We start from the raw sequence: 13,576 nt of genomic DNA, 5'->3' as shown, positions 1-13,576 counted from the left end.
AGCAAAGACATCAAACTCAATATTCAACCCTGAACTTGCTTAACCGCATCGTCAGCAAGGCTCTCTAATTCATTCAACAAACTATCGAAGTCGCTGAGTTTCAAACATGGATTGAGGAGCGTGAACTTCAGTGCCACGTTTCCATCCACCACGGTTTCACCCACGACGGCGCGCCCTTTCACCAGAGCGTCTAATCGGATTTGCTTGTTGAGGTAATCAAGATCGAGACCTTGATTCACGCCCACATATCTAAACAGAACCGTCGACAAACACGGTGCTGCCAGCAGTTCAAACTGAGATCGGTTGTTAACCATGTCAGCCACAAGCTGCGTTTGGTTTAGCAAGTGATCAACCATAGAACCGAGCGCTTGCGGCCCTACGTTCTGCAACGTCATCCATAGTTTGAGTGCGTCGAAGCGGCGCGTTGTCGCAATAGACTTATCGACCAAGTTCGGCAGAACGTCTTCTTCACGGTTGAGGTAGTCGGCATGGTGGCGAATATACCCAAAGTGGTTTTTGTCTTTGAGGATCACTGCACCACAACTGATTGGTTGGAAGAACATTTTGTGGAAATCGATGGTCAACGAATCAGCACGTTCAATACCTTCTAGACGCGCATGGTGTCGACTTAGCATTAAGGCACCGCCATAGGCCGCATCAACGTGCATCCATAGGCCGTGTTTTTCCGCCAACATCGCGACATCGTCTAGATCGTCAATCGCACCGTGATCAGTCGTACCCGCCGTGCCTGTTATTGCGAAAGGAATCAAGCCTTCGGCTTTCAACGCAGCCAATGTCGCATCGGCAGACTCAATGTCCATCGTGCCGTCGCTGTAAGTATCGACACAGATAACTGCATGCTCACCTAATCCCAACAATGACGCGGACTTTTGCATGGTAAAATGCGAGTTTTTCGAGCTAATAACACGCAGTTTGTCCGCGTAATCTGGCAAGCCGTCTTTTTGAACATCCGTCCCTGAGATCTTCTCGATAGCGTTATCTCGCGCCATCAACAGACCCATCAAGTTACTTTGCGTGCCGCCACTGGTGAACACGCCATCAGCTTTTTCATCAAAGCCAAAGCGCTGGCATAACCAATCTGTCACTTCTTGCTCAACGAAGGTCGCTGCACTGGCCTGATCCCACGAATCCATGGATTGGTTCAACGCCGTGATAAAGGCTTCTGCTGCAACAGCAGGGATCAGCGGTGGTGTGTGCAGGTGAGCAATACAGTGAGGGTGTTGAACAATGATCGAGTTCTTCGCGATAAGATCGCTGGTTTCTTCGATCACGTCGTCCAATGACTGCGGTGTTTCACCCAAGTTCGCATGACGAATTTGAGACGCCAACACCGTAGGGTCAATGCCGCTGTAAGGCGATTCGGTGTTTTCGAAGATCTTCTTCAGTGCTTGTGTGGTTGCGTTCATCGCCGCTTCAAAACTCTCTGCGCCATCTTTACCCGTATGGATAAAGTGATCACGCCAGTTCTGTTGCAACGTATCGGCAGGCTGAACCGCCTGTGTCGGTTCAACCAATGATTCAATCGCGTCTTGCAACGCCTTTAGCGCAAAGTCGATTTGCTCGAACGAAATGATGATCGGCGGTAAGAAACGCAGCACTGAACCTTCACGCCCACCTTTTTCGATGATCAAACCGCGCTCTAGCGCTGCGCGTTGAATGGCGATGGTTAATTCAGGCGCAGAAAGCGGTTCGCCAAACTTGTTTTTGCCACCCTCAGGGTCGCAAATCTCAACGCCCAGCATGAGGCCTTTGCCACGCACTTCAGCGATGCAGCTGGTTGTGAGTGCGATCTTTTCAAGTCCACGGCGAAGATAGTCACCGGTGATTTTGGCCTTATTTGCAAGATTATCGCGACGAATGATTTCCATCGCTTTCGCACCTGAAACCATGGCAAGTTGATTGCCACGGAACGTGCCAGTGTGCTCACCTGGTAACCAGGTATCAATTTCCTTATCAAACACCAACAATGACATTGGTAAGCCGCCGCCGACGGCTTTTGATAGGCATAAAATGTCGGGTTTAACGCCAGATTCTTCAAACGCAAAGTGCTCGCCAGTTTTGCCGATACCACACTGGATTTCATCGAAGATCAGCAAAATGCCATTTTCTTCGGTAATACGGCGTAACTCTTGTAGCCAAAACGCAGGGGCTGGAATCACCCCACCCTCGCCTTGTACAGGCTCGACGATGATGGCTGCAGGTTTTTGAACACCGCTTTCGTCGTCTGCCAGCATACGCTCAATATAGCGAAGCCCTTGGCGTGCGCCTTGCTCCCCTTGAAGACCAAACGGACAGCGCAGATCGTAAGGAAATGGCAGAAAGTGTACATCCGCCATTAAACCTTGACGGCGTGATTTAGTGCCAAGGTTACCCATCATTGCCATCGTGCCATTGGTCATACCATGATAAGCACCGTGGAATGCAGCAATGGTATTTCGGCCCGTGGTTTGTTTTGCCAACTTAATAGCGGCTTCGACCGCATCGGCACCAGAAGGCCCACAAAACTGCACTTTGGTATTTTCAGAGAAATCTTGCGGCAGAAATGCCATCAATTCACGAATGAAGTGGTCTTTAGCGGGGGTCGTGATATCGAGCGTTTGATACGGAATACCAGCGTTTAACTGCTCAATCAATGCCTGATTAATTTCTGGATGGTTATAACCGAGGGTTAGTGTACCCGCGCCTGCAAGGCAGTCGAGATACGTTTGGCCACGGCTGTCTTCCACAAGAACCCCTGATGCTTTAGCAATCGCAACGGGCAGTCGGCGCGGATAAGAACGGACTTCAGACTCATAGTGCTCTTGGCTGAGTAATAGCTCATCGGGCGTTAAATCGTGCAGGCCTTGCAAAACAGGGATTGGGCTTTCAATGTTTTCGCCCAAAGTGTCGGTGGTGTAGTTCATAATTACAATGTTCATCCTTGTCTTATCATCCGACTTCTTCAAGAACATCTTCCTCGAACGACCAACCTAAATGGCATGAACGCTGAGTTCTTGGAGATAAAAGTGTCAAATGAAACACACGCTCTTTTATTGAAGAGCATTAACCTATGCGCGTGATCGTTCACGACGCGGAGGCAAACGTGTGGTAGAGGCAAAGAAAACGCACGCAGCTAAGCACATAAATACATTCATATGTTTGGTCAACGCGAGATTAAAGCCTCAATTGATCGGGATGATCAAGGCTCAGTAATAATACTGGAATGTGGTAGAACGAAAGCGAAGTGAGTGGATAACTTAATCACTGTTGGGTTCCTCAATATGCCCCTAACCTCTCGGCCGGACAGCTCTATCAATGCCCTTCTACTGGAGTGAAACCTCCAGTACCTACTTGCAACATTCTGTGAATTTACAGATTGTCACGTGTGCCCCGAAAAACTGATGTTCGAGATTGTTGCGAAAGGTAACACAGCGTGATTTTCGAACACAAGAAAATTCTTTAACCAATTGATAAAAAATAACACTCAATTTTGTTGTGGGGTTTTAACAGCCTTAAAACGTATGCAGCCTTGCCTATTTGGACATTAAACCACTATATTTATATGGTTAATGCTCAAAGTGGGTTTAACATACTGTTAAATATATTATTTATGAGGATAGGAAAGCGAGATACGAGAAATGCAGGGCGCAGCCGTCTTTGCATCTGAGAAGTCAGATACACACAGCAAAAAGGAAGGACAGATATTAAGACGCTATTTTACACGGCGTTCGAACTTCAAAAACGGCTTCAATCTCTACCGGCATATTGTCAGGTAACGAACTCACCCCCACAGCAATACGCGAGTCTTTTTCAGTTTCACCGAATATTTCATCAAAAAGATCTGAACAGCCTTCAATGACTTTAGGGTGGTTAATAAATGATGGGTCACTGTTAACCAGACCTATCACTTTAACAACGCGAGCGACGTTATTTAATGATCCTAAATCATGCTGAATAGCCGACAACAAGTATAAGCCAATCTCTCTCGAGTACTCATAAGCATCTTCAACAGAAATATTCTGACCTACTTTTCCCGTTGTGGAGTGAGGTCCTTTATATGAAATAAACAGTAAATTTCCGGTTTGAAAACCGTGTCCTAAATCTCCAGTCGGATTGGTTAACTTTGGCAATACCACACCAGATTCCATGACAATTGTTTCTGCATCCATAATTACTGGCTCTCAACCGCGTTTTAGATAACGTTTTAGTTTACGAAGGTGGCTAATAAATACACCATCCTGTCAAAGGATAACAAACATTCTCTTTAATGCCACATATCTGTTAAATATTATTTCACTTTTATAACTAGTTTATCAAAAACGAAGATCGAAGATAAAGATCGTCTGCCATTATTCATTGCGATCATTTTTTCCTTATCATTCGAATTCCAATTAATATTCGTATCAGTTTCGATGCTGAATCCAAGGATCCTTTACGCAGAATATCAGCTTATTTCCCCTCACTAACCCAACCTACACAGCGTGTTCTATCATACAGTCTCGTAGAGCCCTGATGCAGCACAACTGCAGCACCAAGGGTGCAGCGCAGCCTTATAAATATCTGCTGTCTTTGAATAACCGTTTTAATTTACCTTACCTAGGTCAGCGTAATGAACGATCTTATATTCAGATCTATTTGTTAAAATTCCCTGCATCTCTCTCAATGAATGTCGACTTCAATGATCAATGAATAAGGATCCTTTCTTACCTATCACATGATCGAAAAAAGGATCCTAAGCGATCATAAAACACGATCCTCCGCTCTCCCTCGCACTATTTTTCACTATGGCTCAAATCGAAAGCGACAAAAAAGTAGAAGGAGCGACAGTGTAAATTGATCTGCAGGAGGAAAGCATTGCTGCTCTCCATCAAAAATATGTCAGTGTTGCTTAAGCCGAGAGAAAGCATCTTTAACACCAATTCAGCTCACCTCTCAGTGAATCTTTCGCTATATGTTTATCAACACCACGATCGGTACACCGAATATTCAATCACGAGGGTCTTCATTGTGCGCCAAGAAGACAAGGGAAGAAAACTCAAGATAAACACAAAACGGCTTACAACAGTCCCTTAAAGTAAAACCACATCACTCTCTCGCTATAACGACATGTAGCAACGTCTAGCGATACGAGATACACAGTTCCATTACGATGGAATAGAAAGAATGCCTCTCAGAGTAATATCTAGGACGCTATATACGGCTTTTAAAAAAGAGTACGAGGGTTTCAGGTGAGCGTTTTGTAAGAAGCACTGATGCTGGTCTTGAAACGCAACAAGGCGTAAAGGTCAAAGACCATGGATGAGAATGTAGAGCGCGGAAAATAAAAACGGCCCACAAGCAAGCTTGTGAGCCGTCGTTATAGATGGTGCCCCGGGCCGGACTTGAACCGGCACAACGCGAACGTCGAGGGATTTTAAATCCCTTGTGTCTACCAATTCCACCACCAGGGCACGCAATTCTTTATTGCGATGATAGGCACCATCGTCGCATGCATTTCTGCATACTTACTTTCATCAAAATGAAAGTCAATGTTTGTAGCGACACACGAGGTTCCCGATCTTCAAGGCTTAGGCGTGACCTCAACCTTGGCAAGGGCTTCTTGCGTGTTGCATTTCCGACGAATCGGAAATTGTTTCTCCGAAGAGAAGTGTTTGGAGCGACACACGAGGTTCGAACTCGTGACCTCAACCTTGGCAAGGTTGCGCTCTACCAGCTGAGCTAGTGTCGCATAGTCACACGACGTAACGTCGAATAACATAATGTGGTTGCGGGAGCCGGATTTGAACCAACGACCTTCGGGTTATGAGCCCGACGAGCTACCAGACTGCTCCATCCCGCGTCCGATTAACCGTTCAAAGCACGGCGTAGGCTTTACCATGTCTAACATGGCTTCATTCCTGACAACATCAAGAACAAAAATTTGGAGCGACACACGAGGTTCGAACTCGTGACCTCAACCTTGGCAAGGTTGCGCTCTACCAGCTGAGCTAGTGTCGCAAATGGAGGCGCGTCCCGGAGTCGAACCGAGGTACACGGATTTGCAATCCGCTGCATAGCCACTCTGCCAACGCGCCTTTGTTTCCCAACCCCGAGGGGTTCATACTCACTTAGAAGTTGTCTTCCTCGTTGGTATGGGCCGCATTCTACCTAACTTTTTGAGGCTGTCACGCATTAATTATGTCGTTTTTGTTCGTTTGCTTCTTTATCAACCAAATATGATAAATATCAGCCACATTGATCAAACTTTTAGCAATTTTGACTGGAAATTTTCATCAAAAACTATCTAGCAGGGTTGTTTCAAAAACAAAAAAGCCAGCACATAGTGACTGGCTTTTTTCATTTTAGAGACGGAAAAACTTAAATAGCTTGAACGTCGAAGTCGATTTCTGTGTTTACATCTGCGTCATAATCTACGCCTACGACACCAAAACCGAACAATTTCAGGAACTCTTCTTTGTACTCAGCGTAATCCGTCAGTTCTTTCAAGTTCTCTGACGTAATTTGAGGCCATAGATCACGACAATGCTGTTGAATGTCATCGCGCAGTTCCCAGTCATCCAAACGTAGACGGTTCTTATCGTCCACGTCAGGCGCTGTGCCATCTTCTTTATAGAGACGCTGGCTGAACATACGGTAGATTTGTTCCATACAGCCTTCGTGAACGCCCTGCTCACGCATCTTCTTAAACACCATCGCTATATAGAGAGGCATAACTGGGATTGCTGAGCTCGCTTGTGTGACAACACTTTTCAGTACGGCCACATTCGCGCTGCCACCTGTGGTAGACAATTTGTCATTTAATGCTGATGCTGCACGGTCCAGATCCATCTTCGCACGGCCTAGCGCACCGTCCCAGTAGATAGGCCACGTTAGTTCAGTACCGATATAGCTGTATGCCACTGTTTTACAGCCGTCAGCCAATGCATCTGCATCAGACAAGGCTTGCATCCACAATTCCCAATCTTCGCCACCCATAACGGTAATGGTGTCTTTGATTTCTTCTTGGGTTGCAGGCTCTACGCTTGCTTGGATAATTTCGTCTTTATTCGTATCAACCGCTGTTGATGTGTACGTCTCACCAATCGGTTTCAGAGACGAACGTACCACTTCACCGGTTTTAGGCAATTTACGCACTGGCGATGCCAACGAGTAAACCACCATGTCGATTTGGCCCAAATCTTCTTTAATCAGTTCAATCGCTTTGCGTTTTGCTTCATCAGAGAAAGCATCACCGTTCAAGCTCTTGCTGTAGAGACCTTCTTCTTTTGCAAATTTGTCGAATGCAGCAGTGTTGTACCAACCCGCTGTACCAGGCTTCTTCTCAGTCCCTGGTTTTTCAAAGAAGACACCGATGGTCGCCGCACCGCCGCCAAACGCCGCAGCGATGCGCGATGACATGCCGTAGCCGCTTGATGAACCAATTACCAGCACACGCTTCGGTGCGTTTGCGATAGGACCTTGGGCTTTGGTGTATTCGATTTGCTCTTTAACGTTAGCTTCACAGCCTTTTGGATGCGTCGTCGTACAGATAAATCCGCGAATTTTCGGTTTGATGATCATATTCAACCTTCCTTACAAAGTTGGGCTTAGGATAAATACTTCATCTTGTTTTGGCACTCAATTTTGTTGTAAAAGGTGGGTTTGAGGCAGTGGTTGGAGGTGTTAGCTACAAAAAACGCCGCAAATGCGGCGTTTTTAAAGTAAGAGATTGAATTACGCAGCCTTACCTTTTTTCCCTTTTCCTGCAGATGCAGTGTCTGCTGGTGCAAACCAAGACGGGTCAAAGTTATCAACTTGAATGGCTTTAGAACGCAGTGCGTCAGCCTTTTTCACTTGCTCAATCTCATCTTCCGTCAGCACGTTTTGCTCAAGGGCTTGGGCAAGACGATCTGCTAGCGGGCCTTTTCTCGCAATTTGACCATTCTTCGCGGCGACGGCCATTTTCTTCTCAATCGGTCGGATTGATTGCATGGCTTCAAACGCACGCTCCATGATTGCAACAGGATCTGTTTCCTTGTTGCCGACATAGCAAAGGTGCGTGAGTCGCTCGCGGTGCGCGCCAGGTGTCATCAATAAGTTCGCAATCTCTACCGCAACGTCATCAGAAGGTGCTTTGAAATGCATGCCCAATGGGAACAGCAGCGCACGTAGAGAAGAGCCAACGCCTTTACGTGGGAAATTATTGAATGCACCATCAAAAGCAATCGCACATTTGTTCAAACAATGCTGGAGCGAGTAATGGACAAGTGGAAGGTCTGATTGCTGACGACCTTCATCTTCAAAACGCTTAAGCACAGCCGATGCCAAGTAAAGGTTACTCAACACATCGCCCAATCGCGCTGAAATCATCTCACGACGTTTAAGTTCACCACCTAACGTCAACATTGACACATCCGCAGTCACTGCAAGCGCTCGGCTCATGCGTGACAATTGGCGGTAGTAGTCAGCGGTTTCACCAGACACTGGCGAATGGATAAAGCGAGAGCGTGTAAACGCATTCCCGAATGACTTAAAGACGTTCTTCGTAGCAAAACTGATGTGCTTGATCAGCAAGGCATCAAATTCTTCTGCGCCTTTGTTATCGTCAGTGTTCGCCGCCGCTTCCATTTCCTTAAGAACATAAGGGTGACAGCGTGTCGCACCTTGACCAAAGATCATGAGGTTACGCGTCAGTATATTCGCCCCTTCCACCGTGATAGCCACAGGCATACCAAAGTAGTGATGGCCAATGTAGTTAAGAGGACCAAGCTGAATAGCACGACCTGAATGGATATCCATTGAGTCATTCAAAATCGTTCGCGCCAGCTCTGTCATATGATATTTAGCAATCGCTGTCACGATCCCTGGTTTCTCATGCATATCTAGCGAGGTAGTCGTCAGCGTACGGGCTGCTTCCAACATGTAGGTATACCCACCGATACGGCCTAGCGCTTCCGCTACACCTTCAAACTTACCGATGTTCATGCCGAATTGCTTACGTACGTACGAATATGCGCCTGTTGTGCGAGCTGCCAGATGACCAACAGCGGTGCCAAGAGCCGGCAGAGAAATACCACGACCTGCTGACAGACATTCCACCAGCATGCGCCAGCCTTTGCCCACGTAGTCTTGACCACCGATGACCCAATCCATCGGGATGAAAACATCTTCACCACGTGTAGGACCATTCATGAACGCCAAGCCGAGTGGGTTGTGACGTTCACCAATTTCAACGCCTTCGTGATCCGCGGGGATCAATGCGCAGGTAATGCCGAGGTTTTCAGTGTCGCCAATCAAACCATCAGGATCGTCAAGCTTGAATGCCAAACCGAGAACCGTGGCAACCGGCGCAAGCGTGATGTAACGTTTGTTCCACGTCAAGCGGATACCCAGTACATCTTCACCATTAAACTTGCCCATGCAAACCACACCCTTATCAGGGATAGAGCCCGCATCAGAGCCTGCTTCTGGGCCAGTCAGTGCAAAACATGGCACGTCTTCGCCGTTCGCTAGACGTGGCAACCAGTAGTTTTTTTGCGCGTCGGTACCATAGTGAGTCAGAAGTTCACCTGGGCCTAACGAGTTGGGTACCATCACTGTCACTGCCGCACTCAAACTGCGTGTCGCGATCTTAGAGACGATCGTCGAATTCGCATAGGCCGAGAACGCGAGACCACCAAATTCTTTTGAAATGATCAGTGAGAAGAACTTCTCTTTTTTCAGATACGCCCACACTTCTGGCGGCAAATCTTTGCGCTGCTGAACAATGTCGAAATCATCCAGCATCTCTAGAAGCGTTTCGAGTTGATTATCAACGAACGCTTGTTCTTCGTCAGAAAGACGTGGTTTCGGGTATTGAAGCAGTGTGCGCCAATCAGGGTTACCTGCAAACAGTTCTCCATCCCACCAAACGCTCCCCGCTTCCATGGCTTCACGCTCTGTTTCGGAAAGTGGAGGAAGGACTTTTTTGAAAAACTTAAACGCCGGATCGCTGAGGTAGCGTCTTCTTAGTGATGGTTGAGAGCTCATGATTCAGATCCTTTTGTTTCGTAAGACGTTAATTTACTTTCTTATTATTCTTTAGCTCGCACTCAGTGATGAATCACTCGGCACTAGCATTAATTCTTTGCTTACAGAAGCATCTACACCTGCAGCAAGATAAGGGATCAATCGGTCTAAAATTTCTTCTATTGAGACCGTATGACCAAAATCGTTCTCCGCAATTTCACTCAGTGCCACATTCGACGCCATAGTGAAAATTGCTGCACCAAGTGTGAAGTGCAAACGCCAGAAAATGTGTTCTGGTTTAAGTGTAGGGTTGGCTTTTGAGACAGCCTTAGTAAACAAAGAGAGAACACCGCTGTAGCGGGTTGTAATGAACCACCTCAAGTGACCTTGCACGTCGGTATAACCTCTGCCGATAAGTTGCATAAACACAGACGCGCCATGACGGCGAAACTTATCAAGCTCAAGAAGTGGTTTTTTTGTGCAAGCGAAGACGTCGTCCATAGAGACATTGTCTTCAGTGAGGAGTGCTTTCAGCTCATTCTCTAACTGAGGCATGAACTGCTCTAAATATCTTTCGAGGACAGCGCGAACTAGAGACTTTTTGTCACCAAAGTGGTAGTTCACAGACGCCAAATTAACACCTGCTTTACTTGTGATAGTACGCAGCGAGGTGTCTTTGAAGCCATGCTCAGCAAAAAGCTGTTCTGCCGCATCAAGGATTTTGCCCTTAGTTTCGCCTTTCCCTGCCATTTTCATTCACCTGTATTAAACACCTGTTTAACTTTACATCTCGTTAGCATTAATAACAAGCCAAAAACAATTGGAGGCGTGACCGCAATCAAATTCAAAATAAAGTCACAAAAATTATCCTGTTGTTATCTAAGCATTTTTCGTTTAAAAGAAAAAATAAATGCTCATTTTCGAGAAAAAAATCGAAGACAGCGGGAACAAATCCAACAGCGACAGGTCACATATAATGCCACTGCTTTTTCTTAAGAAGTTTTGATCTTCTGAAGCCCGTAACGCCAATTTGCGTACGGGCTTTTTTTCATCTTGCTGGTTCTAAAACAGTTTTCCTTTGTCTTTTCCTCTCACCTTTCCCCTTTTACTGTCGATTCCCTGCCATTTGCCCCTCCTTTTTACTCACGACGATGTCAACTCAGGCAACATGTCTTCTCAGACGAACACAGCAATCCGAAAAAGGAACGCATTCAGCGCATGGGTTTAGATTGGGATCAAAGCGGTATAGAAAAGGAGAGAGAAAAGAAATTCGTAAAAAAGTGAATTTATTTTGAACTAAACAAAACACGGGGCGTCAGAGTATATGTAGATAGCGAATAAGTGCCTTTAAATGTATAGCTGGCCGCCAAACATGATTTCTAACTTATCGCTAAATGCTGCTGCTTTTTCTTACTCCTAGTTACAAAACATTTATGTTGCCCGCTTCTATGAAGCGGGCTTTTTTTTACCTGTTGTCCCGTCCTAAATACGTGTTTAGGACTGAGCGTGCTTGCAACGATGCGCGCCTTATTCAGCACTCACAACCGGCAATGGCATATCAAAAGGCGACGGATACTTCAGTGTCATCTTTAGCGTGTCGAGCGTCCCTTGAGCCAAAATACATTTCCCTTCTCCCCCCGTCAGCTCGAAGGTGGGCAGTGGCAACCCCATCTCCCCCGCAGCCCAAGCATAAAATTCCGCCCGCGTTGGGTGAGCATCGGCACTGAGGTGCAGAATCTCCCCGCCAATTTGCTGATGAATAATGAGGGAGATCGCTTGAATACAGTCATCACGATGAATCAAATTCACAGGGTCATTGCCGTTGGCAATGCCTTCCCTTCCAGCAAGATGCTTCGCAGGGTGTCGCTCTGCACCAATGAGTCCAGAAAATCTCAACACAACGCCCGTTTCAGGAAACGTCTTTAATACGTGGTCTTCAATCTCTCGATGCGCCTTGCCAGATTCTGTGCTTGGCACGCAAACCGTCTCTTCTGTTACGTTACCCGTGACTTCCCCATAGACAGAGGTGGTACTTACAATAATGAGCTGTTTCACGCCCTGTTGTTTTGCGGTATCTACCAAAGATTTCATGGCGTTAACAAAACGTGCGCGCTCAAAGTCACGCCTACCGGGTGGGATATTCACAACGAGCACGTCAGCACTAAACAGAGTATCGATACCAGGGGAAGCAGTCGGTGCATACACATCGAAACACACCCCTTGGATCCCTTTTGCACTTAGCGCGTCGGCGTCAGTTTGAACACGCTTCGAGCCAAAGACATGATAGCCCGATTGAACCAGAGATTCGGCCAATGGCAATCCTAGCCAGCCGCATCCGCATACGGACACTGTTTTATATGGTTTCTTCATCGAAAGTTCTCTGTAATCCAGTTTCAGTAATCGGAAAAAAGCACAGAATACGTGCTACATGAGGGCGAAAGTTTAATTTTTGATGAAAAAAAACTCCGAACTTGTGTAATAAAACAACTCAAAGCGTGAATGAATACAAAGTTTTTAATGTCAAAACCCCAATAAAATGTTCTTACTAACCACCAAACGTTAGACTTATCTATAACATTATTGAGGATTTTTTTTATCCTAAACTTCAAGTCGGTACTGTCGTTTTACAGATTTCATCAACGACCCTGCCGATAAATTATACAGCGGACGCAAAGCGGTAATCTGGATGAATACCTTAGAAAAAATACAAAAAAATATTGAAAATTTCAGCAAATCGGAAAGAAAAGTCGCTGAGGTGATCATTGCGTCGCCACAAACAGCGATTCATTCGAGCATTGCTACCTTGGCGAAATTGGCGGATGTAAGTGAGCCTACCGTCAACCGTTTTTGCCGTCGTTTGGACACTAAAGGTTTCCCTGACTTTAAACTTCACCTTGCGCAAAGCCTTGCTAATGGCACGCCTTACGTAAACCGCAACGTTGAAGAACATGACAGTGCTGACGCCTATACCGCCAAAATCTTCGAGTCCACCATGGCGTGCCTTGATGTTGCTAAAAACAGCATCGATCCACACCAAATTAACCGTGCTGTTGACCTACTGACACAAGCCAAGAAGATTTCATTCTTCGGTCTTGGCGCGTCAGCATCCGTCGCGCACGATGCGCAAAACAAATTCTTCCGCTTTAACATTCCTATCGTTTGTTTCAATGACATCGTCATGCAACGCATGAGCTGCATTAACTGTTCAGACGGTGATGTTGTGGTGGTTATTTCTCACACGGGCCGTACCAAATCACTGGTCGATGTCGCAACCCTTGCAAGAGAAAACGGTGCCACTGTTATTGGTATTACCGAAAAAGGCTCGCCACTGGATAAAGTGTGCTCACTAACCATCACCCTAGATGTACCTGAAGACACTGATATCTATATGCCAATGGCAAGTCGCGTTGTGCAAATGACAGTGATTGACGTGCTGGCAACAGGCTTTACGTTGCGACGAGGGCCAGGGTTCCGAGAGAACCTAAAACGCGTGAAAGACGCCATAAAGGACTCGCGATTTAACAAAGAGTCACTCACCTAAACGCTTTGAGGCAGACACTAAGTCTGCCTTTTTTCTCTCTTTTTTCCG

At 46.3% G+C, this 13,576-nt stretch carries 7 protein-coding genes and 5 tRNA genes; 1 reads left to right on the top strand and 11 read right to left on the bottom strand.

Going from position 1 to position 13,576, the window contains the following annotated elements:
- Positions 1–23: 23 nt before the first annotated feature.
- The 11 genes from BCT27_RS07445 to BCT27_RS07395 form a co-directional block, all read right to left on the bottom strand.
- The gene (locus BCT27_RS07445) at positions 24–2,939 is read right to left on the bottom strand and encodes a pyridoxal phosphate-dependent class III aminotransferase (RefSeq protein ID WP_102395437.1); all 2,916 of its coding nucleotides are present in this window, start codon (positions 2,937–2,939) and stop codon (positions 24–26) included.
- Positions 2,940–3,704: 765 nt separating this feature from the next.
- Complete coding sequence (locus tag BCT27_RS07440; RefSeq protein WP_017008306.1) at positions 3,705–4,169, bottom strand: RidA family protein; 465 nt, start codon at positions 4,167–4,169, stop codon at positions 3,705–3,707.
- A gap of 1,194 nt (positions 4,170–5,363) precedes the next feature.
- A tRNA-Leu gene (locus BCT27_RS07435) sits at positions 5,364–5,450 on the bottom strand.
- A gap of 202 nt (positions 5,451–5,652) precedes the next feature.
- Positions 5,653–5,728: transfer RNA gene (locus BCT27_RS07430), tRNA-Gly, on the bottom strand.
- 34 nt (positions 5,729–5,762) lie between these two features.
- Positions 5,763–5,839 (bottom strand) — tRNA-Met (locus BCT27_RS07425).
- An 82-nt stretch (positions 5,840–5,921) separates the two neighbouring features.
- A tRNA-Gly gene (locus BCT27_RS07420) sits at positions 5,922–5,997 on the bottom strand.
- 3 nt (positions 5,998–6,000) lie between these two features.
- Positions 6,001–6,074: transfer RNA gene (locus tag BCT27_RS07415), tRNA-Cys, on the bottom strand.
- Between the two features lie 283 nt (positions 6,075–6,357).
- A complete protein-coding gene (fabV, locus tag BCT27_RS07410; protein ID WP_102319577.1) occupies positions 6,358–7,560 on the bottom strand; it encodes an enoyl-ACP reductase FabV in 1,203 nt (400 codons plus the stop codon).
- 153 nt (positions 7,561–7,713) lie between these two features.
- Entirely contained in the window at positions 7,714–10,008 is a 2,295-nt protein-coding gene (locus BCT27_RS07405) for an acyl-CoA dehydrogenase (protein WP_102395436.1), read from the bottom strand.
- Between the two features lie 51 nt (positions 10,009–10,059).
- Positions 10,060–10,737: a TetR family transcriptional repressor PsrA gene (gene psrA, locus BCT27_RS07400; RefSeq protein ID WP_102395458.1), complete on the bottom strand. Its 678-nt coding sequence runs from the start codon at positions 10,735–10,737 to the stop codon at positions 10,060–10,062.
- A 777-nt stretch (positions 10,738–11,514) separates the two neighbouring features.
- Positions 11,515–12,357, bottom strand: coding sequence for an SDR family oxidoreductase (locus BCT27_RS07395; RefSeq protein WP_102395435.1), 843 nt, complete (start codon positions 12,355–12,357; stop codon positions 11,515–11,517).
- A 316-nt stretch (positions 12,358–12,673) separates the two neighbouring features.
- On the opposite strand from BCT27_RS07395, the gene BCT27_RS07390 reads away from it, so the two are divergent.
- Positions 12,674–13,528 carry a MurR/RpiR family transcriptional regulator gene (locus tag BCT27_RS07390; RefSeq protein WP_017010967.1) on the top strand — a complete coding sequence of 285 codons (855 nt, stop codon included), beginning with the start codon at positions 12,674–12,676 and terminating at the stop codon, positions 13,526–13,528.
- The last annotated feature ends 48 nt before the right edge of the window (positions 13,529–13,576 follow it).

Origin of the sequence: Enterovibrio norvegicus (assembly GCF_002876705.1) — a bacterium.
In the GTDB taxonomy this organism is placed as follows: domain Bacteria; phylum Pseudomonadota; class Gammaproteobacteria; order Enterobacterales; family Vibrionaceae; genus Enterovibrio; species Enterovibrio norvegicus_B.
This window is presented reverse-complemented; position numbering and strand designations above follow the sequence as displayed.